The organism is Pseudoxanthomonas sp. JC1303, from assembly GCF_058448525.1.
The window spans coordinates 4,173,041-4,197,046 of record NZ_CP185958.1 but is presented as its reverse complement, the minus strand read 5'-3'; the positions used below and the strand labels follow the sequence as shown (position 1 = coordinate 4,197,046).

The 24,006-nt window shown below is 68.0% G+C and carries 23 protein-coding genes and 1 other RNA gene; 11 read left to right on the top strand and 13 right to left on the bottom strand.

The genetic code is table 11. The features are described from left to right. Nucleotides 1-91 precede the first annotated feature (91 nt). Entirely contained in the window at nucleotides 92-1,078 is a 987-nt protein-coding gene (locus ACORQU_RS18675; RefSeq protein ID WP_491642514.1) for a LacI family DNA-binding transcriptional regulator, read from the top strand. Between the two features lie 16 nt (nucleotides 1,079-1,094). Here the strand turns inward: ACORQU_RS18675 and ACORQU_RS18670 are convergent, their stop codons facing one another. The 12 genes from ACORQU_RS18670 to asnS form a co-directional block, all read right to left on the bottom strand. After that, the gene (locus tag ACORQU_RS18670) at nucleotides 1,095-2,459 is read right to left on the bottom strand and encodes an FAD-dependent oxidoreductase (protein WP_491642512.1); all 1,365 of its coding nucleotides are present in this window, start codon (nucleotides 2,457-2,459) and stop codon (nucleotides 1,095-1,097) included. Between the two features lie 31 nt (nucleotides 2,460-2,490). Further along, nucleotides 2,491-3,765, bottom strand: a complete 1,275-nt coding sequence (gene kynU / locus ACORQU_RS18665; protein WP_491642511.1) for a kynureninase — start codon at nucleotides 3,763-3,765, stop codon at nucleotides 2,491-2,493. Nucleotides 3,766-3,861: 96 nt separating this feature from the next. Beyond that, the gene (locus ACORQU_RS18660; RefSeq protein WP_491642509.1) at nucleotides 3,862-5,982 is read right to left on the bottom strand and encodes an FUSC family protein; all 2,121 of its coding nucleotides are present in this window, start codon (nucleotides 5,980-5,982) and stop codon (nucleotides 3,862-3,864) included. Between the two features lie 12 nt (nucleotides 5,983-5,994). Continuing rightward, the gene (locus ACORQU_RS18655) at nucleotides 5,995-6,525 is read right to left on the bottom strand and encodes a 3-hydroxyanthranilate 3,4-dioxygenase (RefSeq protein WP_491642508.1); all 531 of its coding nucleotides are present in this window, start codon (nucleotides 6,523-6,525) and stop codon (nucleotides 5,995-5,997) included. Nucleotides 6,526-6,560: 35 nt separating this feature from the next. Continuing rightward, nucleotides 6,561-7,226, bottom strand: coding sequence for a carbonate dehydratase (gene can, locus ACORQU_RS18650; protein WP_491642507.1), 666 nt, complete (start codon nucleotides 7,224-7,226; stop codon nucleotides 6,561-6,563). A 124-nt stretch (nucleotides 7,227-7,350) separates the two neighbouring features. Beyond that, nucleotides 7,351-8,163 carry an endonuclease VIII gene (gene nei / locus ACORQU_RS18645; RefSeq protein ID WP_491642506.1) on the bottom strand — a complete coding sequence of 271 codons (813 nt, stop codon included), beginning with the start codon at nucleotides 8,161-8,163 and terminating at the stop codon, nucleotides 7,351-7,353. Nucleotides 8,164-8,223: 60 nt separating this feature from the next. Next, a complete protein-coding gene (locus ACORQU_RS18640) occupies nucleotides 8,224-9,012 on the bottom strand; it encodes an SDR family oxidoreductase (protein ID WP_491642504.1) in 789 nt (262 codons plus the stop codon). 151 nt (nucleotides 9,013-9,163) lie between these two features. Beyond that, nucleotides 9,164-9,793, bottom strand: a complete 630-nt coding sequence (locus ACORQU_RS18635) for an FMN-binding negative transcriptional regulator (protein ID WP_491642502.1) — start codon at nucleotides 9,791-9,793, stop codon at nucleotides 9,164-9,166. An 8-nt stretch (nucleotides 9,794-9,801) separates the two neighbouring features. Next, nucleotides 9,802-10,110: a hypothetical protein gene (locus tag ACORQU_RS18630; protein ID WP_491642501.1), complete on the bottom strand. Its 309-nt coding sequence runs from the start codon at nucleotides 10,108-10,110 to the stop codon at nucleotides 9,802-9,804. Continuing rightward, the gene (locus tag ACORQU_RS18625; RefSeq protein ID WP_271645644.1) at nucleotides 10,107-10,412 is read right to left on the bottom strand and encodes a hypothetical protein; all 306 of its coding nucleotides are present in this window, start codon (nucleotides 10,410-10,412) and stop codon (nucleotides 10,107-10,109) included. Before ACORQU_RS18625 ends, ACORQU_RS18630 begins: the two co-directional genes overlap by 4 nt. Continuing rightward, complete coding sequence (locus ACORQU_RS18620) at nucleotides 10,409-10,675, bottom strand: hypothetical protein (RefSeq protein WP_271645645.1); 267 nt, start codon at nucleotides 10,673-10,675, stop codon at nucleotides 10,409-10,411. The genes ACORQU_RS18625 and ACORQU_RS18620 overlap by 4 nt, the downstream gene beginning before the upstream one ends. A 2-nt stretch (nucleotides 10,676-10,677) precedes the next feature. After that, a complete protein-coding gene (gene asnS / locus ACORQU_RS18615; RefSeq protein ID WP_491642500.1) occupies nucleotides 10,678-12,078 on the bottom strand; it encodes an asparagine--tRNA ligase in 1,401 nt (466 codons plus the stop codon). A 151-nt stretch (nucleotides 12,079-12,229) separates the two neighbouring features. Between asnS and ACORQU_RS18610 the strand changes: the two genes are divergently transcribed. The 9 genes from ACORQU_RS18610 (at nucleotide 12,230) to ACORQU_RS18570 (ending at nucleotide 20,851) form a co-directional block, all read left to right on the top strand. Further along, nucleotides 12,230-12,568 carry a HesB/IscA family protein gene (locus tag ACORQU_RS18610; RefSeq protein WP_271645647.1) on the top strand — a complete coding sequence of 113 codons (339 nt, stop codon included), beginning with the start codon at nucleotides 12,230-12,232 and terminating at the stop codon, nucleotides 12,566-12,568. Nucleotides 12,569-12,873: 305 nt separating this feature from the next. Further along, complete coding sequence (gene rpsF, locus ACORQU_RS18605; RefSeq protein WP_271645648.1) at nucleotides 12,874-13,314, top strand: 30S ribosomal protein S6; 441 nt, start codon at nucleotides 12,874-12,876, stop codon at nucleotides 13,312-13,314. Between the two features lie 11 nt (nucleotides 13,315-13,325). After that, the gene (gene rpsR, locus ACORQU_RS18600; protein WP_093137332.1) at nucleotides 13,326-13,556 is read left to right on the top strand and encodes a 30S ribosomal protein S18; all 231 of its coding nucleotides are present in this window, start codon (nucleotides 13,326-13,328) and stop codon (nucleotides 13,554-13,556) included. Nucleotides 13,557-13,712: 156 nt separating this feature from the next. Then, the gene (gene rplI / locus ACORQU_RS18595; protein ID WP_271645649.1) at nucleotides 13,713-14,162 is read left to right on the top strand and encodes a 50S ribosomal protein L9; all 450 of its coding nucleotides are present in this window, start codon (nucleotides 13,713-13,715) and stop codon (nucleotides 14,160-14,162) included. Between the two features lie 198 nt (nucleotides 14,163-14,360). Further along, the gene (locus tag ACORQU_RS18590) at nucleotides 14,361-15,779 is read left to right on the top strand and encodes a replicative DNA helicase (RefSeq protein ID WP_491642498.1); all 1,419 of its coding nucleotides are present in this window, start codon (nucleotides 14,361-14,363) and stop codon (nucleotides 15,777-15,779) included. A gap of 75 nt (nucleotides 15,780-15,854) precedes the next feature. Continuing rightward, nucleotides 15,855-17,270 carry a cryptochrome/photolyase family protein gene (locus ACORQU_RS18585; RefSeq protein WP_491642497.1) on the top strand — a complete coding sequence of 472 codons (1,416 nt, stop codon included), beginning with the start codon at nucleotides 15,855-15,857 and terminating at the stop codon, nucleotides 17,268-17,270. Nucleotides 17,271-17,402: 132 nt separating this feature from the next. Next, a complete protein-coding gene (locus tag ACORQU_RS18580) occupies nucleotides 17,403-18,092 on the top strand; it encodes a YiaD family glycine zipper/OmpA-like lipoprotein (RefSeq protein WP_271645652.1) in 690 nt (229 codons plus the stop codon). 552 nt (nucleotides 18,093-18,644) lie between these two features. Continuing rightward, the gene (locus ACORQU_RS18575) at nucleotides 18,645-19,661 is read left to right on the top strand and encodes a carbohydrate kinase family protein (RefSeq protein ID WP_491642496.1); all 1,017 of its coding nucleotides are present in this window, start codon (nucleotides 18,645-18,647) and stop codon (nucleotides 19,659-19,661) included. Continuing rightward, complete coding sequence (locus ACORQU_RS18570; RefSeq protein ID WP_491642495.1) at nucleotides 19,658-20,851, top strand: AGE family epimerase/isomerase; 1,194 nt, start codon at nucleotides 19,658-19,660, stop codon at nucleotides 20,849-20,851. The genes ACORQU_RS18575 and ACORQU_RS18570 overlap by 4 nt, the downstream gene beginning before the upstream one ends. Nucleotides 20,852-21,016: 165 nt before the next feature. Here ACORQU_RS18570 and ssrA read toward each other — a convergent pair. Then, nucleotides 21,017-21,417, bottom strand: a transfer-messenger RNA (tmRNA) gene (ssrA, locus tag ACORQU_RS18565). 164 nt (nucleotides 21,418-21,581) lie between these two features. On the opposite strand from ssrA, the gene ACORQU_RS18560 reads away from it, so the two are divergent. Beyond that, nucleotides 21,582-24,005 carry a S8 family peptidase gene (locus ACORQU_RS18560; RefSeq protein ID WP_491642494.1) on the top strand — a complete coding sequence of 808 codons (2,424 nt, stop codon included), beginning with the start codon at nucleotides 21,582-21,584 and terminating at the stop codon, nucleotides 24,003-24,005. The last annotated feature ends 1 nt before the right edge of the window (nucleotide 24,006 follow it).

The following is a 24,006-nucleotide window of genomic DNA, read 5'->3' as shown; positions in this document are numbered from 1 at the left end:
AGTGCACAAAAGCCCTGGGAGCGAGGCGCGATAAGCTTTTGCTGAGGCCAAGATGGCCGATATTGGCAACTTAACCAGGGAAACGATCCCAGTGAGCATCAGCATCAACGACGTGGCCCGGGTGGCGGGCGTCTCCAAGTCCACGGTGTCGCGCGTGATCGGCGGTGGCGCCGTCAGTGCCGAGGTCCGCGCACGGGTGGAGGCGGCCATCGCCCAGACCGGCTACCGGCTCAACCTGCAGGCCCGGCGCCTGCGCTCGCGCCACAGCGGCATCGTCGGGGTGATCGTGGCGGATATCCGCAATCCCTTCTTCACCGCCCTGATCCGCGCGGTGGAAGCGGTGGCCTATCAGCAGGGCCTGCGGGTCATGCTGTGCAACACCGACGAGGACCCCTCGCGCGAGGCGCTGTACCTGCAGATGATGCAGGAGGAGCGCATCAGTGGCCTGATCTTCGCGCCTACCCGCACCACCGTCGGCCGTCTCGATCGCATGCAGTGGGACTATCCCACCGTCCTGGTCGATCGCGCGCCGGCTGGCGGACGGCACGACAGCGTGGTGATCGACAACGTCGCGGCCATGACCGAGCTGGTCGCGCACCTGCTGGCGCAAGGCTATCGCCGCATCGGTGGTCTGTTCGGCAGCACCAGCACCACCGCGACCGAACGCCGCGACGGCTATCTGGCCGCCATGCAGGCGCACGGCCTGGCGCCGGACTACCGCGAGATCGAGCCCACCGCCGAGGCGGCGATCGCCACGGTCGGCCAGTGGCTGGCGCAGGACCAGCCGCCGCGGGCGCTGGTGGCCAGCAACAACCTGCTGCTGATGGGCGCGCTGAAGGCCGCCCGCGCCGCGGAGTTGTCCATTCCCGGCCAGCTGGCCCTGGCCGGCTTCGACAACGAGCGCTGGACCGAACTGGTCGAACCTGGCATCAGCGTGGTCGAGCAACCGGTCGAAGACATGGGCCGGGCGGCCATGTCGCTGCTGCTGGAGCGGATGAAGTTGCCGGAGCTGCCGGTGCGCCGACTGGTGATGACCGCGCGCTGCGTGCTGCGCGGCTCGACCCGCGCACCGGCCTGAGCCGGCGCCAGGCGGTTCAGGCGATGTCGGTCAGCACGCTCAGCCGCGCATGCACCTGGGCGTCCAGCCAGTCCCAGTCCACCTGGGCCAGCTCGGTCTTGCCCGCGGTGGCCTCGATGAGCAGGGCGCGCTGGATCTGGGTCCGCGAGAACGCCAGCGCATAGGGAATGCGCATGAAGGTGACCATCGTGTAGTGCGGCACGAAGCGGCTCGGGTGGCGCTGCTGCAGCGCCTGTTCCAGCTGGCGCTGCAGCAGGAAGTCCGTATCGTCCACGCGGTCGCGCATCTCGACGTAGTTCTCCAGCGCCATGGCCTGGATCGCCTCGGCGTTGGGCCTGCGCTCGGCTTCGAACGCGGCGAAGGCGCGGGCCAGGTCCTCGTGCGCGTCGAGCTGGTCGGCCAGCGCCACGCAGTCCTCGAACGCGCAGTTCATGCCCTGTCCGTGGAAGGGCACCATCGCGTGCGCGGCATCGCCCAGCAGCACCGCGCGCTCGCCCAGGCGCCAGCGATCCAGGTAGAGCGTGCCCAGCAGGCCCGGCGGATGGTGCTCCCAGTCGCGGACCAGGTTGGGGATCAGCGGAAGCGCGTCGGCGAAATCGCGTGCGAACAGCGCCCGTGCCTCGGCGCCGCTACGCACGGTCGCAAAACTGGTCGCACCCTCGTTGGGCAGGAACAGGGTGACGGTGAAGGTGCCTTCGTCATTGGGCAGCGCGATGCACATGTAGTCGCCGCGCGGCCAGATGTGCAGGGCATGGGGCTCGATGCGGAAGGCGCCCTCGGCGGCCGGCGGGATCTCCAGTTCCTTGTAGGAGTGATCGAGGAATTCGCTGCGTTCACCCAGCGGCGCGACGCGGCCCATGGCCGCACGCAGCGCCGAGCCGGCGCCATCGGCCCCGATCAGGGTCTGGAAGCGGATGTCGTGCGGCGAATCGTCGCGGTCGTCGATGAAGCGCGCATACCCGGCCGGGAAGTCGACCGTATGCAGCCGGCGATAGAAATGCACCTGGGCTCCGGCGGCCTCGGCCAGGTCCAGCAGGGCGATGTTGAGGTCGGCACGGTGGATCGACCAGATCACTTCGCTGTCGTCGCGCCCGTAGCGCTGCAGCTGCTCGCCCCCGTCCGCGAAGTGCACCATGCGCCCGCGCATCATCACCGCGCGCGCCATCACCGCCTCCTCGGCCCCGGCCTGGCGCAGGGCATGACGCCCGCGTTCGGCCAGCGCCAGATTGATCGAACGGCCGGATTCGTAACCCTTGACGCGCGGATCGCCGCGACGTTCGTAGACGGTGACCTGCCAGCCGCGACGCGACAGCAGGATGGCCAACAGACTGCCGGCCAGGCCGGCGCCGATGAGGGTGATGCAGCGTTTTGGGTGGTTCAAGGCAAGGCCTGGTCGGTGGTCGAGCGCGGGGTCAGAAGCCCGCCCAGCTCTCCACTTCTTCCACGAAGCGGTAGACGTCCTTGAACGAGTTGTACAAGGGTACCGGCGAAATGCGGATCACGTCCGGTTCGCGCCAGTCGCCCAGTACGCCGACCGACACCAGGTAGTCGAACAGCTCGCGGCCGCGCTCACGCCCGCCGGCCACGCGCAGCGACAGCTGACAGCCGCGACGCTCCGGTTCGGCGGGGGTGATGATCTCCAGCGTGTCCAGCAGGCGCGCCTCGATCAGTTCCTCCAGAAAGCCGGTCATCTTCTCCGACTTGGCGCGCAGGGCCGGCATGCCGCCGGCCTTGTCCACCAGCTCCAGCGAGGCCAGCAGCGGAGCCAACGCCAGCACCGGTGGATTGCTCAGCTGCCAGCCCTCGGCGCCGGGCGTGGGGGTGAACTCGGGCGCCATCAGGAAGCGGGTTTCCTTCTCGTGCCCCCACCAGCCGGCAAAGCGGGGCCGATCGGTGTGCGCGTGGCGCTGGTGCACGAAGGCGCCGGCCACCGCGCCGGGGCCGGCGTTGAGGTACTTGTAGTGGCACCACACCGCAAAATCCGCGTCGTCGTCGTGCAGGGTCAGCGGCAGGTTGCCGACCGCATGGGCCAGGTCGAAGCCGGCCACCGCGCCAGCGGCGTGCGCCAGGCGGGCGATCTGGCCCAGGTCGAAGGCCTGGCCGGTGCGGTACTGCACGCCCGGCCACAGCACCAGCGCCAGGCGATGGCCGTGTTCGGCGATCGCCTGTTCGATGGCGGCCATGGAAATAGTGCCTTCCCCTTCATCCGGCTGCAGCTCGATCAGGTCGGTGGCCGGATCGAAACCATGGAAGCGGATCTGCGACTCCACCGCGTGGCGGTCAGAGGGAAACGCGCCGGCTTCGATCAGGATCGCCGGCCGCTCGCGCGTGGGCCGGTAGAAGCTGACCATCATGAAGTGCAGGTTGGCGGTGAGCGTGTTCATGGCGACCACTTCACCGGGCAGCGCGCCGACCACGCGCGCCAGCGGGTCGCGGACCTGCTCGTGATAGGTCATCCACTGCGCCTGGCCGCGGAAGTGGCCTTCCACCGCTTCGTGCGCCCACTTGTCCAGCACCTGTTCGATCGCCTTGCGCGCGCCGCGCGGCTGCAGTCCCAGCGAATTGCCGCAGAAATACGCCTGTTCGACGTTCTTGTGCCGGGGCAGCAGGAATTCGGCACGCAGCGCACGGAGCGGATCGGCGGCGTCCAAGGCGATGGCGTGAGTGCGGTGCAGGGTGTCGGTCATGGGTGAAGTGGTCGAAGTCACTGGAACATCGTCGCGCGCGACGGAGCGAGGCATCACGCACGAACCGTGCCATGGATGCTTCAAGCGCCGGAAAGTCTAGCCAGGTCCCGCGTGAGCGGCCGTGTCGGCGATCCGGTTTGGGACGTGCGTACCGCTGCGACGGAGCAGGTGGGTCAGGGTATCGAGGCTGTCGGCGATGCGGTCGGCGGCGTCGAGTAGCGCCGGCGTTGCGTCATGGTCTTGCGGCAGCGCATGGGCCAGGCGCCGCTCGAACGGCCGCAGGGCGGGGATTTCCGAGAATTTCCCGGTCAGGCGCAGGTAGCGGCTCTGGGCGCCGAGCGCCTGGTCGACCGCGTCGGCATAGGCCTGGAGCTCGGGCAGGGCCGGCAGCGGCACGCCTTCGCGCAGTTGGGCTTCGAGGGTGAGCGGGGCGCGCATCAGGCGCGTGGCATTGGCCAGGAGGGACTCGGCCAGCTGGGCCTCGTCGCGGTTGCCGCCGCGGCGCGGTTCGGCCTTGAGCCGGTCGATGGACGCCTGCACGTTGGTGCGCGCCGCGCGTGCGGCGCCGCGGGTGTCGTCCAGGACGTCCACGCGCCCGGCCAGCAGCGCGGTCAGGTGGCGCTGGTCGGCTTCCAGCAACGTGGCGAGCGCGGCGCGGCCGCGCCGGCCCTCCCAGGTTGGCCACAGCGCATAGCTGACCATCGCCAGCGCGCTGCCGATCAGGGTGGCGACCACGCGTGCGCTGAGCGCATCGCCGGGCACGTAGCCTTCGAAGGAGAGCAGCATCACGACCATGCCGGTCAGCAATGCCACGCCCAGTCCATAGTTGACCTGCGCGGTCAGCCGGAAGCCAAAGCACAGTGCCCACAACAGCAGCAGCCGCACGAGGGTGCCGTCCATCGCGAAATGGATCAGCGCAGTGCCGATCAGCAGTCCGGCCAGGGTGCCGGTCACGCGCGCCGCGCCGAAGCTCAGCGTGCCACCGAAGTCCGGCTTGAGCACGATGGCCGTGGTCATGGGGATCCACACCCCGTGCGGCAGCTGCAGGGCGCGTTCCAGCAGCAGCGCCACGACCAGGCTGGTGCCACAGCGCAGGGCGTGGCGGAAGGCCACCGACGACAGGGTGAGGTTGGCGCGCAGCGTGATCCACGGCGAGTTGGGGCGCAGGGCCGGTGGCAGGCGCGCCTCGGCCCGCTGGGCGTTGATCTGGCCCTGGCTGCTGGCCCAGTAGCTGTTGCGCACCAGGGCGCGCAACTGGCCGGCCAGTCCCGCGGCACGGCCGGCGGCCAGGCGCAACAGGCGCGGGTCCCGTGTTCCCTGCGCGGTCTGCCGCGCCGCCTCCAGCGGCGGGGTGAAGTCCTTCAACTTGGCGACCTCGGCTTCGGCACGCAGCGGCGCGGCGGCCTCGCGCATGGCGGCGGACAGGTGATCCAGGACCAGGGCGGACTGCTTGAGCAGGCTTTCGATCGCCTCGCGGGCCGCGCCGCTCTCCAGGCGCGCATGCACATCGGCCAGGGCCAGCAGGTCCACCCGCACGCGTTCGCAGATCTCGGCCATGATCCGGAACGACTGCAGGGCCACGCCGCGGGTGTGGTGCTGTCCGTGCAGCAGCACCAGGGTGTCCTGCGCGGCCTGCAGGGTCGGCGAGGGCTGGCTGGCATCGGGCCGGGTGCGCGCGGTGATCGCCAGCTGCTCGAGGATGGTGGCCACGGCGAAGCGTTCGGGCCGGTAGCGCTGCAGCGGCCAGGCGGCCACCGCCATCACCATCTGCAGCAGGCCGCCGGCGAACACCAGCATGGCCACGCCCGGCGCCTGTGCCGGCGCCAGTCCCATGCTGGCGCAGATCATCAGCAGGATCATGCTGGCCAGTCCGTTGCGCGCGGCCAGCGGACCCAGTGCGACCACCAGTCCGCCCCCGAATCCAAATGCGAACACGGCCGGGACCAGCACCGCGGTGTGTCCGCCGATCAGGATGCCCAGGCCGGCGGCAAGCCCGGCGATCGCGGCGCTGAGCAGCATCCGCCGCATGCGCAATCGGTAGGCACCGGGCTGGTCGGCGAACATGGTCTGCAGCGCGCCGATGGCCACGCCCAGGCCGATGGCCGGCTGCCCCAGCCACATGGCCAGGGCGAGCGGAGCGAACACCGCGAAGGAGTTGCGCAGCGCGACCCGGACCGGGACGTCACGCGGCTTGAAGCGGAGCAGGGTGCGCAGCACGGACGACGATGCTCAGGTGTCGGGCATCACGTAGCGATCCGGGGCTGGATGGAGATGCCCGCAGGCCTGGCAGGTCCGGTGCACCGGCGAGGCGTAGAAGCGGTCGAATACCGGCGGGAAGTCGGTCTCGATGTTCCGCAGCGGGAAGTACTCCTCGTACAGCTTGTGGTTGCAGCGTTCGCAGAACCACAGCAGGCCGTCCTGCTCGTGCGGCAGGCGGCGACGTTCGACCACCAGCCCGACCGAGCCTTCCATGCGCTGCGGCGAATGCGGCACGCGCGGGGGCAGCAGGAAGATTTCGCCGGCGTTGATCGGGATGTCGCGTGCGGCGCCATCCTCCTGGATCCGCAGGACCATCTGCCCTTCGAGCTGGTAGAACCACTCCGGCCCTTCGTCGTAGTGGTAATCGGTGCGGCGGTTGGGCCCGCCGACCACCATCACGATGAAGTCACCGGCGTAGATCACCTTGTTGCCCACCGGCGGCCTGAGCAGGTGGCGGTGTTCCTCGATCCAGGCCTGCAGATTGAGCGGGGCGGGCAGCATGGCGGGACTCTCCGGTCGACGTGCGACGGCAGCGACTACGCGTCGCGCTCGCCGGTGACCGGCATCTGCGCCAAGGCGCGCTCGTAGGCGGGCCGGAGATCCTCTGGGCCGGCCACATCCATGCCCAGTTCGCGCACGCGGCCATCGGACAGGGCATAGCACCAACCGTGCACGGCCACCTGCTGGCCGCGCGCCCAGGCGTCCTGCAGGATCGTGGTGTGGCACAGGTTGGCGACCTGTTCGATCACGTTGAGCTCGCACAGGCGCGCATGGCGCAGGGCCTCGGTTTCCACCCGTTCCAGCCGCGCGGCGTGCTTGCCCGCCACATCGCCCACATGCCGCAGCCAGTTGTCCACCAGCCCCAGGCGCATGCCGGTCATGCTGGCATGCACGCCGCCGCAGCCATAGTGGCCGACGATGAGGATGTGCTCGACCTTGAGGACATCCACCGAGAACTGCACCGCCGACAGGCAGTTGAGATCGCTGTGCACGACCACGTTGGCGATGTTGCGGTGCACGAACACCTCGCCCGGGTCCAATCCCAGGATCTGGTTGGCGGGCACGCGCGAGTCGGAGCAGCCGATCCACAGATAGCGTGGCGATTGTTGCTTGGACAGGCGTTCGAAGAAGCCCGGATCGTCCTGGCGGACCTTGTCGGCCCAGTCGAGGTTGTTGCGCAGCAGGTCGTTGAGGTTGCTCATGGCACGGATTATCGCAGAAGCTTTCGATCAGGCGGCGTGGAGGTCTGCTGCTTGATGGATCGGGCGCTTCGCTGCACCGCCACGGCGGTGATGAAGCTTCCAGGCAGCGCCGCGCCCATGCGCGCTAGTGCTGGCAGTGTGCGCAGTCGTACAGCCGCCGGCCGGCCAGTTCGCGGCGGCGGATGCGCCTGCCGCACTCCGGGCACGGCTCGCCGGCGCGGTCGAACACCTTGAAGGCAAAACCATCGGGCGTATCGGTGATGTATTCGGCACGCATGCCCGCCGCCTTGCGGATGCCGCGGCTCCGGTAGCTGCGGCGGGGGACCTCCAGCAGCGCGCTTGCCAGCAGCTTGCGTTCGTCCTGGCTCAGGCTGGCCGCATCGCGGGTCGGGGCGATGCCGGCTTCGAACAACACTTCCGAGCGCAGGTAGTTGCCCATCCCGGCCAGGAACGCCTGGTCCAGCAGCAATGCGGCCAGCGACATGCGCGCAAACCGGGGTTCCTGCAGGCGCCGGGCGACCTGCGCGGCGGTCAGGCGCTTGTCCAGCACGTCCGGCCCCAGCTTGGACAGAAACGGGTGGGATGCCAGTTCCGCGTCCTGCCACAGGGCCACGTCCGAGGCCGAATACAGCAGGATCGCGGTCTTCTCGGTCTCCAGCGCCACGCGCAGGCTGCGGTTGGTCTCGGGCCGCTCGCCGGCCTGCGCGATCATCCACACCCCGTAGAGCTGGTTGTGGCTGTAGAGCGTCAGCCCGTTGTCGAAGCGGGTGAGCATGGCCTTGCCATGGGTGTCGATGGCGGTGATGCGCGCGCCGACCAACTCGCGCTGGCGCGGCTTGAGCGATGGCGCATGGAACCAGGCGCTTTCCAGCGGCTGGCCGCCGACGGCCTTGAACAGGCGATCGGCGGCGCGTCGGATTTCGGGACCTTCAGGCATGGGCGCGATTGCAGCACGGGCCGCGTCCGTGGCGGATGACGATCCGCCTTCAGCAAGACATCAGATCGACTGCAAGCGCCCGCCGTCGACCGCCAGGCTGACGCCGGTGATGTAGCCCGCCGCCGGGCTGGCGAGGAAGGCGATGGCCGCGGCAACGTCGGCCGCCTCGCCGATGCGGCGCACCGGCACGCCGGCGGCGATGCCCTCGATAACCTGTTCGGCGCTCTGGCCGCTGGCGGCCACGCGGTCGGACACGATGTGGTCCATGCGCGCGGTGCGGGTGAAGCCGGGCAACACGTTGTTGACGGTGATGCCGTCGGGGCCGAGTTCGCGCGAGAGGGTTTTGGCCCAGCCGGCCACCGAGGCGCGAACGGTGTTGGACACGCCCAGGTTGGGAATGGGCTCGTAGACCGAGGTGGACACCACGTTGACCACGCGGCCCCAGCCGGCCGCGCGCATGCCCGGCAGCACGGCCTGCACGCGGGCGTGGTTGGCCAGGGTGTGGTGGCGGAAGGCGGTGAGGTAGGCGTCCAGGTCGGCGTCGATGGCCTTGCCGCCCGGCGGGCCGCCGCCGTTGTTGACCAGGATGTGCACCGGCTGGCGGGCGGCCAGGGCGGCAATGTCGGCCGACAGCGCTTCGGTCTTGCCATCGTCGCCGACCAGATAGCCGTGGGCCTGTCCTTCAGCCTGGACCGGCAGTTCGGCCACGACCTGCTGCAGGGCGGCTTCGCGTCGGGCGAGCACGGTGACGCTGCAGCCCAACAGCGCAAGCTCGATCGCGGCAGCCTTGCCGATGCCATCGGAGGCGCCGCACACCAGGGCGTGCTTGCCGGAAAGATTCAAGTCCATCGCAATACCTCGTATTTGGATCGCTGGGTCGTACTGTGCCGCCGCGCAGGTGACGGCGTCGAGTTCGGTCGGGTGGGAGCCGGCATGGCGGCGATGAGGCGTTACCGACGAAGCCCCAATCGCCGCCATGGCGGCGATTGGGGCGGGTCTGTCAGTCCGCTTCGTCAATCAAGCCGCGCATCAGCGTTGCAAGCGCGTGCGCCTCGGGGTCCGCACGTGCAGACAGGTCATCGACCACCGCCTGCTGGTTGGCGAGCGGGTGGTTCTGGCTGAGCTTGAACTTCAGCACGGGCCGGGTGACCTGCAGGCGAAACCCCACGATCCCGCGCAGCTGGCGCGCGTGATCCTCGCGTTCGGGATCGAAGCGCCAGTCGCGTCCGACCAGACTTTCGAAGTGCTCGCTCAGGCGCTGGACCAGCGGCCCCAGCGAAGCGGCACCATCGAAGCGCTCCAGCGCGCCGTGCAGATGGGCGACCGCGTAATTCCAGGTCGGCACGCGGCCGGCCGCTTCCTTGTCCGGATAGACCGAAGGCGAAACGTAGGCGTGCGGGCCGTGGACGATGGCCAGCGCCGGGCCGGTGTGGGCGGCCTGCGGGTTGGGACGTGCCCAGTGGCCTTCGAGCAGGATCGCCTCACCCGAGCGCCGGTAGAGCACCGGCAGGTGACTGACCTGCGGGCTGCCTTCGGCGTCGGTGGTGACCAGGGTAATGAACGGATCGCGTGCGACCAGGGCGTCCAGCCGCGTCAGGTCGCCTTCGGCGAAGGCCCGTGGCACGTACATGGCTGTGCTCAGGCGCGGCCGCCCAGCGACTGCACCATCAGCGGGCGCAGGGCGGCCTCGTCCTCGGCGAAGGGGGGCACGACCTCGTGCAGGGAAAAGCCGCGCCGCAGCGCATCTTCCTCGTCCAGGCCGTCGTAGGAGACGAACTCCGCATCGAACAGCGCCGCGCGGGCACTGTCCTCGCTGTCGTAGGCCAGGGTGTTGCCATCGCTGTCCAGGACCTCGGCGGTGCCGGCGTCCTTGACCCGCAGACGGGCCCAGATCAGGGTGCGGCCCAGGCTGGCCAGCCACCATTGGGTATGGGGGGAATCGCTCATTTGAAGACCTCGTAGGCCAGCCACAGCGCTCCTGCCATGCCCAGGCCGAAAATGATCACGCCCGCGGAAATCCGTGCCGGCGTGGCCAGGCCGCTGAGGGACGCATCGCGTGCCTGGCGATAGTCGCCCCGGATCAGCCAGGCCAGGGCCGCGGGCTTCATGAAAGCTCCCGGTCCCAGGCGCGCGCCGATGTCCGGATGGCGGTCGCGCACGTGCACCAGGGTCAGCGGCCAGAAAATCACGAACGCGCAGAACCCGGCGATGGCGGTGGCCACGAACAGCAGGGCGAAGAACAGGATCATCCCAGTGCCATCCGCACCAACGAGGGCGCCGCCGCCGAGCCCACCGCCAGGGTCGCGGCCAGGATCAGGGGAACCCGCAAACCGCGCAGCGCGGCTCGGACCTGGGGATCATGCTTGGTCGCCTGCGCGTCCAGGCCCTGCTCCTGCTTGTGCACCAGCAGCTTCTGCAGGCGCAGGCTGCGCACGATGCCGATCACCCCCGCGGCAAAGGCACCCACGCCCAGGACGATGATGATCCACTGCGTGACCAGCTCAGGATGCATGCTCAGTACTCAGCGTTGCCCGGCGCGCGCGGGTAGGGGATGGCATCGCGGATGTTGCTCAGCCCGCAGACGTAGACCACCAGGCGCTCGAAGCCCAGGCCGAAGCCGGCATGCGGCACCGAGCCGTAGCGGCGGAAGTCGCGATACCAGCCGTAGTGCGAGGCATCCAGGCCGAACTGCGCCATGCGCGCATCCAACACGTCCAGGCGCTCTTCGCGCTGGCTGCCGCCGATGATCTCGCCGATGCCCGGGGCGAGCACGTCCATCGCCGCGACGGTCTTGCCGTCTTCGTTCAGGCGCATGTAGAAGGCCTTGATGTGCTCGGGGTAGTTGGTCACCACCACCGGGCGGCCGACGTGCTCCTCGGTCAGCCAGCGCTCGTGCTCGGTCTGCAGGTCCAGGCCCCATTCGACCGGGAAGTCGAACTTCTTGCCGGATTTCTGCAGCAGGCCGATCGCATCGGTGTAGTCGATGCGCTCGAACGGTGCGTTGATGAACGCTTCCAGCTTGGTGATCGCGGTCTTGTCCACGCGCTCGGCGATGAAGGCCAGGTCGTCGGCGCGCTCGTCGAGCACCGCCTTGAACAGGTACTTGAGGAACTCCTCGGCCAGGCGCGCGTCCTCGGCCAGGTCGGCAAAGGCGATCTCCGGCTCGATCATCCAGAACTCGGCCAGATGCCGGGTGGTGTTGGAGTTCTCCGCGCGGAAGGTCGGGCCGAAGGTGTAGACCTTGCTCAGCGCCAGGCAGTAGGCCTCGACATTGAGCTGGCCGGACACGGTCAGGAAGGTCTCCTTGCCGAAGAAGTCGCGGCTGAAATCGACCTCGCCCTTGGCGTCGCGCGGCAGGTTGACCATGTCCAGGGTGGAGACGCGGAACATCTGCCCGGCGCCCTCCGCATCGGAGGTGGTGATGATCGGGGTGGAGATCCAGTTGAATCCGTTCTGGTGGAAGAACCGGTGCACCGCCTGCGACAGGCAGTTGCGGATGCGGGTGACCGCGCCGAACAGGTTGGTACGCGGGCGCAGGTGCGCGACCTCGCGCAGGAACTCCAGCGAATGCGCCTTGGGCTGGATCGGGTAGGTCTCCGGGTCTTCGACCCAGCCGACCACTTCGACCGATTCGGCCTGGATCTCGAAACTCTGGCCCTGGCCCTGCGAGGCCACCAGGGTGCCGGTGGCGATCACCGAGCAGCCGGCGGTCAGGTGCTTCACCTCGGATTCGTAGTTGGGCAGGGTATTGGGGGCCACCACCTGGATCGGGGCGAAGCACGAGCCGTCGCTCACGTTGACGAAGGACAGCCCCGCCTTGGAGTCGCGCCGCGTGCGCACCCAGCCACGGACCGTCACCTCGCCGCCGGCCGGGAGCTTGCCCGCCAGCGCATGTTCGACGCTTACCACCGTCATATCGTTGATTCCTGGCCCTGCCGGCCCGATGTAGGGGAGCGCGCAAGTCTACCGGTTGGCTGCGCGGGCGGCACGCCTGTTCAGCCGCCAGACGCGACGCTGTACTCGGTGCGCGCCTTATACTGACCCGGTGTCACTTGGAGGTTCGGTCATGTCCATCACGCTTACCCCTATCGCCCACCAGCGCGTGCAGCGGTTCGTCCAGACCACGCCCGGCGCGCTGGGGCTGCGTTTCGGCGTGACCCGCACCGGCTGCTCGGGCTGGGGTCATGTAACCGAGCTGGCGCGTGAAGCGCGTCCCGGCGACACGGTGTTCGAGCAGGACGGCGTGCGCATTTACGTCGACGCCGACAGCCTGGCCCTGGTCGATGGCACCACCATCGATTTCGGCAAGCGCGGGCTGGGGGAGGAATTCCTGTTCGCCAACCCCAATGCCACCGCCGAGTGCGGCTGCGGCGAGAGCTTCACGACCCAGGCCGACGCGGCCTGAGGCCGGGTAGGAGCGCGGGGCCGCCACGCCTCCGTAGAGCGGACCTCGGTCCGCTGCTTTCCTCACCCCGTAGAAGCGGACCTTGGTCCGCTTTCTTTACGCAAGGGCTGACGCGAAAGCTCCAGCAGACCAAGGTCCGCGCGACGGCCGGTGGCGGGGCGATTGCACGCAACTCCTTGACCTGACATAATTTCCTGCTCCCTGCGGCCGTCTACGGTTCGCGGGGCTCTTGCTCCACCGCATCCAGCGGGGGGCTGTCCGGTCGGTTCCGGTGGAATCGGCCTTCATCCGAAAGGGAACAACACATGCGTTTTTACGAGATCGTGTTCCTGGTCCACCCGGACCAGAGCGAGCAGGTGCCGGCCATGGTCGAGCGCTACAAGGGCATCATCGAGAACGGCAACGGCAAGATCGTGCGCCTGGAAGACTGGGGCCGCCGCCAGTTGGCCTACCCGATCCAGAACCTGGTCAAGGCCCACTACGTGCTGATGAACGTCGAAGTCGACCAGGCCACCCTGGCCGAGCTGACCGAGACCTTCCGCTTCAACGACGCCATCCTGCGTCACCTGATCATGAAGCGCGACGGCGACGTGGCCGACACCGAGATGTCGATCATCATGAAGAGCAAGGACGAGAAGAACGACAAGCCCGAGCGTGGCGAGCGTCGCCGTCGTGATGACGACAGCAACGACAGCAGCAACGAGTCCGGCAAGTCCGACGACGCCGACTCCTCCGAAGCCGCCTAAGGAACCCTGACATGTCCAAGTTCTTCCGTCGCCGCAAGTTCTGCAAGTTCACGGCCGAAGGTGTCAAGGAGATCGACTACAAGGATCTCAACACCCTGCGCCAGTACCTGACCGAGACCGGCAAGATCGTGCCGAGCCGCGTGACCGGCACCAAGGCGCGTTACCAGCGCCAGCTGCAGACCGCGGTCAAGCGCGCCCGCTTCCTGGCCCTGATCCCGTACACCGACAACCACGACGTCTGATCCGAGTCTCCTCGGAAGCGCCCGCACTCCCATGTGCGGGTTGCGCGAGGAAGCCCGGATGTCCGGGACGCCAGTCCCGGCGTCTTAATCCCGTCCTATTCGGACAGCAAGCGTTGCGGCGCCAGGTGTGCCGCTAACGAATAACGGAGCAATGAAATGGATCTGATCCTTCTGCAGAAAGTGACCAACCTGGGTGTCCTGGGTGACAAGGTCAGCGTCAAGCCGGGCTACGGCCGCAACTACCTGGTCCCGCAGGGCAAGGCCGTGCCGGCCACTGCCGCCAACCTGGCCGAGTTCGAGGCCAAGCGCGCCGACTACGAAGCCAAGGCCAAGAGCATCCACGACGAGGCGTCCAGCCGCGCCGCCAAGTTCGAGGACGCCAGCGTCACCGTCTACGCCAATGCCTCGACTGAAGGCAAGCTGTTCGGCTCGGTGAGCCCGCGCGATATCGCCGAGGCCTTCACCAAGACCGGCAAGCCGCTGGAGAAGAGCGAAGTGCTGCTGGCCGACGGCCCGCTGCGCAACGTCGGCGAGTACGACGTGCTGCTCAAGCTGCACGCCGACGTCGAAGTCACCGTCAAGGTGGTGGTCCAAGCCGAAGCCTGATTGTCCGGGTTTGCGGTTTGATGCAACGGGCGCCGCGAGGCGCCCGTTGTCGTTTGCGCCTGTGATCGCAGGCGGTGCGACGACAAGCGCACATGTTCTCCAGAGCTTATCCACAGCTTTGTCCATACCGGCCGGGCCGCCGGCTGACTACCATGGCGTGACGCCTGCGCGCGCCTGTTTTTTGCCCGAGGATCCACCATGGCTGCTCCCCGCCGCGATCGAAATCGCGATCGCGAATTCCGCAACGATCCCAGCGACTCGCGCATCGAGCAGCTGCGCATGCCGCCGCACTCGATCGAAGCCGAGCAGGCGGTTCTCGGCGGCCTGATGCTGGTCACCGACGCCTATGACCGGGTCAACGACAAACTCACGCCCAATGATTTCTACCGGCGCGATCACCAGCTGATCTACCGGGCCATCAGCGAGCTGGCCGAGCGCAACCGGCCCTACGATGCGGTGACCCTGGGCGAATGGTTCGAAGGGCAGAGCCAGTCGGACCTGATCGCCGATGGCGCCTATCTGATCGAACTGGCCAGCTCCACGCCCTCGGCGGCCAATATCGCCGCCTACGCCGAGATCGTGCGCGACAAGGCGGTGATGCGTCAGCTGATCGACGTGGGCACCGAGATCGTCAACGACGGCTTCCAGCCCGAGGGGCGCGAGAGCGCCGAACTGCTGGCCAATGCCGAGCAGAAGGTCTTCGCCATCGCCGAGGCGGGTTCGCGCGGGCGCACCGACTTCGTGGCCATGCCCAACGCGCTGAAGGACGCGTTCTCGGTGCTGCAGGACCGCTTCAACAACGGCGGCAATGTGACCGGCCTGCCGACCGGCTACACCGACTTCGACCAGATGACCGCCGGCCTGCAGCCGACCGACCTGCTGATCCTGGCCGCGCGTCCGGCTATGGGCAAGACGACCTTCGCCCTGAACATCGCCGAGTTCGCCGCGATCAAATCCAAGAAGGCCGTGGCGGTCTTCTCCATGGAAATGTCCGCCGCGCAGCTGGCCCTGCGCCTGATTTCCTCCAACGGGCGCATCAACGCCCAGCGCCTGCGCACCGGCCAGTTGGAGGACGAGGACTGGAGCCGCGTGACCGCGGCCATCCGCATGCTCAAGGAGACCAAGATCTTCATCGACGACACGCCCGGACTGTCGCCGGACGTGCTGCGCTCCAAGTGCCGCCGCCTCAAGCGCGAGCACGACCTGGGGCTGGTGGTGATCGACTACCTGCAGCTGATGAGCGTGCCGGGCAACAGCGAGAACCGCGCGACCGAAATCTCCGAGATCAGCCGTTCGCTCAAGGGCCTGGCCAAGGAGCTCAACGTGCCGGTGATCGCCCTGTCCCAGCTCAACCGCTCGCTGGAAACGCGTACCGACAAGCGCCCGGTGATGGCCGACCTGCGCGAATCGGGCGCCATCGAGCAGGACGCCGACGTCATCGTCTTCATCTACCGCGATGACTACTACAACAAGGAAAATTCGCCGGACAAGGGCTTGGCCGAGATCATCATCGGCAAGCAGCGTAGCGGCCCGACCGGGTCGATCAAGCTCAAGTTCTTCGGCGAATACACCCGCTTCGACAATCTCGCGCACGACTCGGTGGGCAGCTTCGAGTAGCACGGCCGGTTTCACCGCCGCTGCAACGCGGCGCCTGCATGATGGCGCCGTTTTCTTCCCGGATCGATCTTGTCCATGGCCACTGCCCTGGTCTGGTTCCGCCGCGACCTGCGGCTGGCCGACAACCCCGCGCTGCATGCCGCGCTCGAGGCCGGGTTCGACCCGGTGCCGGTCTACATTCACGCCCCGCACGAGGAGGGCGGCTGGGCGCCCGGCGCGGCCTCCAATGCCTGGCGCCACCGCTCCCTCAAGGCCCTCAGCCAGGACCTGCACGCGCGTGGCTCGCGGCTGGTGGTGCGCCAGGGCGACAGCAGTGCGGTGCTGCAGGACCTGATCGCACAGAGCGGTGCGCAGGCCTTGTTCTGGAACCGCAAGTACGAGCCGACCACGCAACCGCGCGATGCGACGATCAAGAAGGCGCTCAAGGAACAGGGATTCGAGGTGCGCAGCTGCAACGCGGCGTTGCTGGCCGAGCCCTGGGACGTGGAAACCAAGAGCGGCGGACCCTACAAGGTGTTCACCCCGTACTACCGCAGCGTGATGGCCTCGTTGCCGCAGCGCAGCCTGCTGGAGGCGCCGCGCGCGCTGCCCGGCGTGTCCTCCAGGTTGCACAGCGATGGCGTCGATGCCCTTGGACTGGCCCCCCGCCTTGGGTGGGACACCGGCTTCTGGGACACCTGGCAACCCGGCGAAGCCGGGGCGCACGAGGCGCTGGAGGTGTTCATCGACGGCGCCCTGCAGGGCTACCTGGAGCAGCGCGACCTGCCGGACCGCACCGGTACCTCGCGCCTGTCGCCCCATCTGCACTTCGGCGAGATCGCGCCGTGGCGGGTGATCGCGAAGCTGGAGCAGGTGCGCACGGCCAGGCTGGACAAGGACATCGACGGCTTCGTCCGCCAGTTGGTCTGGCGTGAGTTCGCCTACCACCTGCTGCACCACTTCCCGCAGACGGTCGAGGACAACCTCAACCCGCGCTTTGCGCATTTCGACTGGGCCAAGGCCGAACCCGCCACGCTCAAGGCCTGGCAGCGGGGCATGACCGGCGTGCCGATCGTGGATGCGGGCATGCGCGAGCTCTGGCACACCGGCGTCATGCACAACCGTGTGCGCATGATCGTGGCCAGCTACCTGACCAAGCACCTGCGCATGCACTGGTTGGAAGGGGCGCGCTGGTTCTGGGACACCCTGGTGGATGCGGACCTGGCCAACAACACTCTCGGCTGGCAGTGGGTGGCCGGGACCGGCGCCGACGCCGCGCCGTATTTCCGCGTGTTCAACCCGGTGACCCAGGCGCAGAAATTCGACCCGCAGGCGCGTTACATCACCCGCTGGGTGCCGGAGCTGGAGACATTGCCTGTCAAGGCGCGCTTTGCGCCTTGGGAGTCTGCGGATCTGCTCGCGCGCCTGGCGCCGACGTATCCGCGCCAGCCGATCGTGGGCCTGGCGGCGGGCCGGGAAGGCGCGCTGGCGGCCTACGCGGCGACCCGCTGAACCTTAATAGGGTCTTCGCGCGGCTGAATGGGGCCCGACGTGGAGGGACGGGGGTTCATGCTGCTTTGTCGCTTTTGCCGCTAGCGTGCGGACACCGCAACAAAGCCGGGCCACCCCGGGGAGCGAGACACCATGCAGAACAAGATCCTTTCGCGCGCGCTGCTCTGCGGCGTGCTTTCGGCCAGCGTGCTGGCCGGCTGCGCCACCTATACCGGTCAGACCAACGATCCCAACGATCCCAACCGCACCCGCAATGGCGCGCTCATCGGCGCTGGCATCGGCGCTGCGGTCGGCCTGCTCAGTGGCCATGACGCCACCGAACGCCGTCAGCGTGCCCTGGTGGGTGCCGGCGTGGGCGGCCTGGCCGGTGGCGCCATCGGCGTCTACCAGGATCGGCAGGAGGCCGAACTACGCCGGCAGACGGCGGGGACGGGCATCGACGTCAGCCGCGATGGCGACGTCATCAAGCTCAACCTGCCTGATGGGGTGACCTTCGACTTCGGCAAGTCCAACCTCAAGCCGCAGTTCTACCCGGCGCTCAACAACGTGGCTTCCACCCTCAAGCAGTACAACCAGACCATTGTGGAGGTTAGCGGCCACACCGACAGCGTCGGCAGCGATGCGGCCAACCAGTCTTTGTCGGAGGCGCGCGCCAATACCGTGGCCGACTACCTGATTGGGCAGGGGCTGATGCGCCAGCGCTTCGAGATCATCGGCATGGGCGAGCGCTATCCGATCGCCAGCAACGACACCGATGCCGGCCGCGCGCAGAACCGCCGCGTGGAGATTCGCGTGGTGCCGGTGGAGCAGCAGGGCTCCTGACTCCCGCACTGCCAACGTCGCAGCACCTTGGAAACGGGCCGCGCATCGCGGCCCGTTTCGCTTTGTGCGGCGGGTCTTGGCGGAATCTTGTCTACATGGCGGTGGCTTGGTGGTCGCCGGGGCAGCGCTACGCAGAGGGCTGTCTTGGGCGTCGTTCTTTTCCGGGCCAGACCATGAGGCATCTGTGTCCCGCCGATCTTCCGCCGCGCCGAGACCGTGCCGCGCGAGGATCGGGTTGGAGATTGGGCAGGGGAAGTGCGCTCGATGGGCGTGATGCCTGCGGCACGGGCGAGCCGTGCCACCCGCGCAGGTCCACACCTGGCCGCGTTCAGGCCAGACCTGGGGCGAGCCTGGTTCAGGCCTCCCGGGCGGCGTGAAACCTTGGCCGGGTCGGACGGGTAGGCAAGCGGCGCGGGTCCGTGCACAATTTAGAACGATTTAAATGCACGGAAACCTTCCATCCCATGCTGATCGCCCCCGTCGTGAGCTCCACGCTCTATGCCTGTTCCACGCTGGAAAGACCGCGCTTCCGGGCGCGAGGGAGGGCGCGCCATGTCGCCGGCTGAGGAGGCGGGCGTGACTGCGCCGACACCCGTGCGCTTGGTCTGCTTCGGCGAGGTCCTGGTGGATCTGCTCGCTCAGCCGCCGGTCGAGGGACAGCCCAGGGCGTTTGCGCAGTACGCCGGCGGTGCCCCGGCCAACGTGGCCGTCGCTGCAGCGCGGCTGGGGGCGGATGCGCAGTTCGTGGGCATGCTGGCGCGCGACATGTTCGGCACCTTCCTGCATGACGAACTGGTCGCCGCCGGCGTCGGCGTGGACCACATTGTCTGGACCGATCAGGCGCGCACGGCGCTGGCCTTCGTCGCGCTGGACCAGACCGGCGATCGCAGCTTCAGTTTCTACAGGCCGCCCGCGGCGGATCTGCTGTTCCGCGCCTCGGATTTCGACGCCGGCAGCCTGTCGCGGGCCGACGTCTTCCATTTCTGCTCCAACAGCCTGACCGCCCCGGAGATCGCCGAAGCCAGCCTGGCCGGCGCGCGGTTGGCGCGCCAGGCGGGGGCCGTGGTCAGTTTCGACATGAACCTGCGTCCGGCGCTGTGGCCGCAGGGCATGGATCCGACGCCGGTGATCGAACAGGCGCTGGCCGAGGCCGACGTGGTCAAGTTCTCGCGTGAGGAACTGGCCTTCCTCGATGGCGGGCAGGGTGACGGGGCGGCCGTCGTGGCGCGGCTGTTGTCCGCGCGCGCGCGCCTGATCGTGGTGACCGATGGGCCCGGCGCGGTGCGCTGGACCACGCGCAACGGCTCGGGCATGGTGCCCAGCTTCGAGGTCACGGTGCGCGACACTACCGCGGCCGGCGATGCTTTCGTCGGTGGACTGTTGCTGCGCCTGGTCGAACTGGGAGGCGCAGGGCAGGGGCTCGATGGCTTCTGCGCTGATCCGGACAAAGTGGCCGAAGCCGTGGGATTCGGCACCGCCGTCGGCGCGGTGGCAGTCACCCGCGCCGGTGCTTTCGCGGCCATGCCGACCCGCAAGGACGTTCTCGCTCTCGTTTCAGGAATGCAATGACTACTCCCGATTTCCGTTCTGTCGATGTCCTGCGCGACCATGTCGCCCAGACGATGGCGTTCTACCATCCACGCGCGCTCGATCCGCGCGGCGGCTTTTTCCAGTATTTCAAGGACGACGGCACCGTCTACGACGCCGGCCACCGCCATCTGGTGAGCAGCACGCGCTTCGTCTTCAACTATGCGATGGCCTGGCGCGAGTTCCAGCGCCCGGAGTACTACGCGGCGATGCTGCACGGCCTGCGCTACCTGCGCGACGTGCACCGCAATCCGGCCAATGGCGGCTACATCTGGACGCTGCGCGATGGCGTGGCCGAGGACACGACCAACCATTGCTACGGCGTGGCCTTCGTGCTGCTGGCCTATGCCAGCGCGCTCAAGGCTGGCGTGCAAGAGGCGCGGGACTGGATGGACGAGACCTGGAACCTGCTGGAAGCGCGGTTTTGGGAGGCCGGTCCTGGGCTCTATCGCGATGAGGCCGACGCCGACTGGCATTTCAGCGATTACCGCGGCCAGAACGCCAACATGCACATGTGCGAGGCAATGATCGCGGCCTACCAGGCCAGCGGCGAGGCCCGCTACCTGGATCGCGCCCTGCTGCTGGCCGACCACATGACCCGGCGTCAGGCGGCCAAGGCCGATGGCCTGGTATGGGAGCACTACGACACCGACTGGAACGTGGACTGGGAGTACAACAAGGACGATCCCAAGCACCTGTTCCGCCCGTGGGGCTTCCAGCCGGGGCACCAGACCGAGTGGGCCAAGTTGCTGCTGATCTTGGATCGCGAGACCCAGGCCGATTGGCTGGTGCCCACCGCGCGTCACCTGTTCGACACCGCACTGTCGCGCAGCTGGGATCCGGTCCACGGCGGCATGGCCTATGGCTTCGCGCCGGACGGTAGCGTCTGCGACGACGACAAGTATTTCTGGGTTCAGGCCGAGAGTCTGGCTGCGGCGGCGCTGCTCGCCCAGCGCACCGGGGACGCCGGCTACTGGGCGTGGTACGACAAGCTCTGGCAGTACGCCTGGGCGCACATGATCGACCACCAATACGGCGCCTGGTACCGCATCCTGCGTGCGGACAACACCAAGTACAGCGACGAGAAGAGTCCGGCCGGCAAGACCGACTACCACACCATGGGCGCCTGCTACGAAGTGATGGAGAGCCTGCGCGCCAAGCCGGCAGGCTGATCGGCCACCGGAGGTGCCCGGGCCGAGCGCCCGGGGCATCTTCCAATGGTCTCGCGCCGTGGCGTATCGCGCGCCGAGCAAAACAAAAAGGGCCTGATCATGCTGGAGGTTCCAGTCCGATCAGGCCCTTCGTGTTTGTTCGCCAGGACCGGCCGAACAAGGTGTTGGTGGAGGTGGCGGGAGTCGAACCCGCGTCCGAAGGCACTCCATCCCCGGTACTACATGCTTAGCTCACCGTTGGATCTCGTCCTGTGGCAGCACGGTGTGCAAAACGCACCCCAGGACCAGCCTGTTTTGGTTAAGCGATGACTGACAGGCAGCCGTCAAAGCCGGTTCCGTGATAATGACCCTACATCCACGAGCACGGGCACAAGTGGTTTCGGGGGTTCGCCTTAGGCGGCTGTAGAACTACAACTCAACACTGCTGTTTAGGCGGCGAGAGCGAAGTCCGAACCGTAGTTGTCGTCGTTGGCAACTAGAAGTTTGCAGCTGGATTTACGAGGAAAGCTACCCCCTCGGCATGCACCAGGTAATTTCGCAACCCCCGTCGAAGCCAGTGCACCCCCGGTTCGAACAAGGTCGGAAGATTGTCCCGATGTCGCCAGTGTAGGGGCCGGGGACACGAGTCACAAGGCGTGCGACGCAGCGGGGTTAGCCTGCGTTGCGTGGCCGCCGGCCCGCGTCGCGGGCGTTGAGGCTGACACATCGGCAGACAGGGAGGACTTCCAGGATGGCGACCAGGCGTACGACCGCTCCGCGGACCCCGGCACGCGCACGACCGGGAAAGGGGCGAGCTTCCAATCCGGACCAGACCCAGGCCACAGGGCGCACCGGCTATATGGCCACGGCCCAGGGGCGGGCAATGACCGTGGTGTACGTGCACGGCATCGGTAACAAGCCACCGGCCGAGGTGCTGCGCTGCCAGTGGGACAAGGCCTTGTTTGGCATGGCGATGGGCGAACGCACGCGCATGGCCTACTGGGTCAATCGCGCGCGCTACCCCGTGCCGGAAGTAGCCACCTGCGCGCAGCGCGACGAAGGGCCGACCATCAGCCAGGCCGAACAGCGCCTGCTGTCCGTCTACGGGCTGCCGCCAGGCCCCGGAGACCTGCAAGACCTGGTGGACGACCTGGCGACCACGCCGCGTGAGCGGGCGGACCTTCGGGCATTGCTCGACCAGATGCAGGCCGGCGCTGCCGCGACGTCTGGTCCGGCCGCCAGCAGCCTGTGGTCCGGGTTGAACGAGATCCTGCTGCGCCTGGTCAGCGCGGCGCTGTTGCAGGACGTGCACGACTTCTTCTTCGTCCCCGCGCGGCGCCAAGCGATGGAGCAGAGCCTGCGCGAGCGCCTGATTGCCGGTGGCGGGCCATTCGTGGTGATCGGCCACAGCCAGGGCTCGATGATCGCCTACGAGGTGCTGCGCAAGCTCAAGGCCAGCGAGTGTGACGTCGCTCTGTTCCTGACCCTGGGCTCGCCGCTGGGGCTGCCGGCGGTGCGCAGCATGTTCAAACAGGACATCGGCAAGCGGAAACTGCCGTTCCCCGCCTGCGTGCGGGCCTGGCACAACGTGGCCGACCGGCGCGACGCGGTCGCCCTGGACGCGGACCTAGGCGACGACATCCAGGGCGCCAACGGGCGGTTCAGCAACGAGGCCGGGACTGGGATCAACCCCGATGGACCGCGCAATCCCCATTCCGGCTCGGGCTATCTGTCCATCGACTCGGTCCGGCAGCGCGTGCGCGGCGTGGTCGGGGCCGGCTTCGACCAGCCGGTGACCCAGACCGTCGTGCTCAAGGATCTGTCCGACCGCATGGAGGCGGAGGGCAATGCAGCCCGTCATGAGGTGTTGTTCGAACTGGACCAGTTGTCCGCCGGGTTGACGCAGGATGCGGCGCGGCTGGCCCTGGTTGAAAAAATCCGCGCCTTGGCCGGGCGCCAGACCGGGTTATCGGGTGAGGCGCTGGACGAGACGATCGTGCTGGAGGACACGCTGGAACGTTTCGTCTCCGCGCGCCTGACCCGGTTTGAGATCGAGTCGCTGCGCGACGACTATCAGGCATTGCATTTCAAGCGCCTGTGGCGTGACGCGGGCAAGCGGGCGCTGCTGGACCGCTCGCGCCGCGTCATCCAGGCCGATGCGGCGCAGGTGGCCTACCACGCCCTGGGCCAGGACATCGGCTGGGCGGTGCTGGACACGGGCATCGCCGCGGGCCATCCGCACTTCCACGCGGACAAGGCGCACCCGACCGTGGTGGCGCAGTGGGACTGCACGGTGCGGGGACGCCCGCGGCAGCTCGGCCCAGACGATGGGCGCGCGTTCACGCACCTGGACCGGGCTGGTCATGGGACGCACGTGGCCGGCATCATCGCCGGGCAATGCAGTGCGCCGCTGCCCGGGGACAAGGGGGGAAAGCCGGTGGACTTCACCGCCGTCGCGCCGCAGGCGCGGCTGTACGGCTTCAAGGTGCTCGATGATGCCGGCAACGGGCGCGACTCATGGATCATCAAGGGCATCCAGCAGGTGGCGCGCATCAACGAGCAGGCCGGTCAGCTGGTCATCCACGGGGTGAACCTGAGCCTGGGCGGCTGGTTCGATGCGGAGAGCTACGGTTGTGGCTTCACTCCGCTCTGCAACGAGCTGCGCCGGTTGTGGCGCCAGGGCGTGGTGGTGGTGCTGGCGGCCGGCAACGAGGGCCTGGCCTGGCTTGTCCAGCAGAATGGGATGGCGCTGGCCGCCAACATGGACATGACCATCGGCGACCCGGCCAACCTGGAGGAGGCCATCGCGGTCGGTTCGGTCCACAAGTCCAATCCACGCACCTACGGCGTGTCGTATTTTTCTTCCAAGGGGCCCACCGCCGACGGGCGGCGCAAGCCGGACGTGGTGGCGCCGGGGGAGAAGATCATCTCGGCGCACTACGACTACCGGGTGCGCGATCGCTCCACCTGGATGGTGGAGATGAGCGGCACCAGCATGGCCGCCCCGCATGTGTCCGGGCTGGTGGCGGCGTTCCTGTCGGTGCGGCGCGAGTTCATCGGCTTCCCCGACAAGGTCAAGGACGAGCTGCTGGCGCGCTGCAATGACATCGGCCGCGATCCCTACATGCAGGGCAGGGGCGTGCCGAACCTGGTCAAGATGCTTGCCGAGACCTGAG

What these genes read in the sequence shown, in the direction of transcription:
- rpsR (WP_093137332.1), top strand. Translation starts at nt 13,326, where the DNA reads ATGTCCAAGTTCTTCCGTCGCCGCAAGTTCTGCAAGTTCACGGCCGAA.
- rplI (WP_271645649.1), top strand. Translation starts at nt 13,713, where the DNA reads ATGGATCTGATCCTTCTGCAGAAAGTGACCAACCTGGGTGTCCTGGGT.
- ACORQU_RS18635 (WP_491642502.1), bottom strand. Translation starts at nt 9,793, where the DNA reads ATGTACGTGCCACGGGCCTTCGCCGAAGGCGACCTGACGCGGCTGGAC.
- kynU (WP_491642511.1), bottom strand. Translation starts at nt 3,765, where the DNA reads ATGACCGACACCCTGCACCGCACTCACGCCATCGCCTTGGACGCCGCC.
- ACORQU_RS18630 (WP_491642501.1), bottom strand. Translation starts at nt 10,110, where the DNA reads ATGAGCGATTCCCCCCATACCCAATGGTGGCTGGCCAGCCTGGGCCGC.
- ACORQU_RS18570 (WP_491642495.1), top strand. Translation starts at nt 19,658, where the DNA reads ATGACTACTCCCGATTTCCGTTCTGTCGATGTCCTGCGCGACCATGTC.
- ACORQU_RS18640 (WP_491642504.1), bottom strand. Translation starts at nt 9,012, where the DNA reads ATGGACTTGAATCTTTCCGGCAAGCACGCCCTGGTGTGCGGCGCCTCC.
- ACORQU_RS18655 (WP_491642508.1), bottom strand. Translation starts at nt 6,525, where the DNA reads ATGCTGCCCGCCCCGCTCAATCTGCAGGCCTGGATCGAGGAACACCGC.
- nei (WP_491642506.1), bottom strand. Translation starts at nt 8,163, where the DNA reads ATGCCTGAAGGTCCCGAAATCCGACGCGCCGCCGATCGCCTGTTCAAG.
- ACORQU_RS18575 (WP_491642496.1), top strand. Translation starts at nt 18,645, where the DNA reads ATGTCGCCGGCTGAGGAGGCGGGCGTGACTGCGCCGACACCCGTGCGC.
- ACORQU_RS18610 (WP_271645647.1), top strand. Translation starts at nt 12,230, where the DNA reads ATGTCCATCACGCTTACCCCTATCGCCCACCAGCGCGTGCAGCGGTTC.
- rpsF (WP_271645648.1), top strand. Translation starts at nt 12,874, where the DNA reads ATGCGTTTTTACGAGATCGTGTTCCTGGTCCACCCGGACCAGAGCGAG.
- ACORQU_RS18560 (WP_491642494.1), top strand. Translation starts at nt 21,582, where the DNA reads ATGGCGACCAGGCGTACGACCGCTCCGCGGACCCCGGCACGCGCACGA.
- ACORQU_RS18590 (WP_491642498.1), top strand. Translation starts at nt 14,361, where the DNA reads ATGGCTGCTCCCCGCCGCGATCGAAATCGCGATCGCGAATTCCGCAAC.
- ACORQU_RS18585 (WP_491642497.1), top strand. Translation starts at nt 15,855, where the DNA reads ATGGCCACTGCCCTGGTCTGGTTCCGCCGCGACCTGCGGCTGGCCGAC.
- asnS (WP_491642500.1), bottom strand. Translation starts at nt 12,078, where the DNA reads ATGACGGTGGTAAGCGTCGAACATGCGCTGGCGGGCAAGCTCCCGGCC.
- can (WP_491642507.1), bottom strand. Translation starts at nt 7,226, where the DNA reads ATGAGCAACCTCAACGACCTGCTGCGCAACAACCTCGACTGGGCCGAC.
- ACORQU_RS18625 (WP_271645644.1), bottom strand. Translation starts at nt 10,412, where the DNA reads ATGATCCTGTTCTTCGCCCTGCTGTTCGTGGCCACCGCCATCGCCGGG.
- ACORQU_RS18580 (WP_271645652.1), top strand. Translation starts at nt 17,403, where the DNA reads ATGCAGAACAAGATCCTTTCGCGCGCGCTGCTCTGCGGCGTGCTTTCG.
- ACORQU_RS18620 (WP_271645645.1), bottom strand. Translation starts at nt 10,675, where the DNA reads ATGCATCCTGAGCTGGTCACGCAGTGGATCATCATCGTCCTGGGCGTG.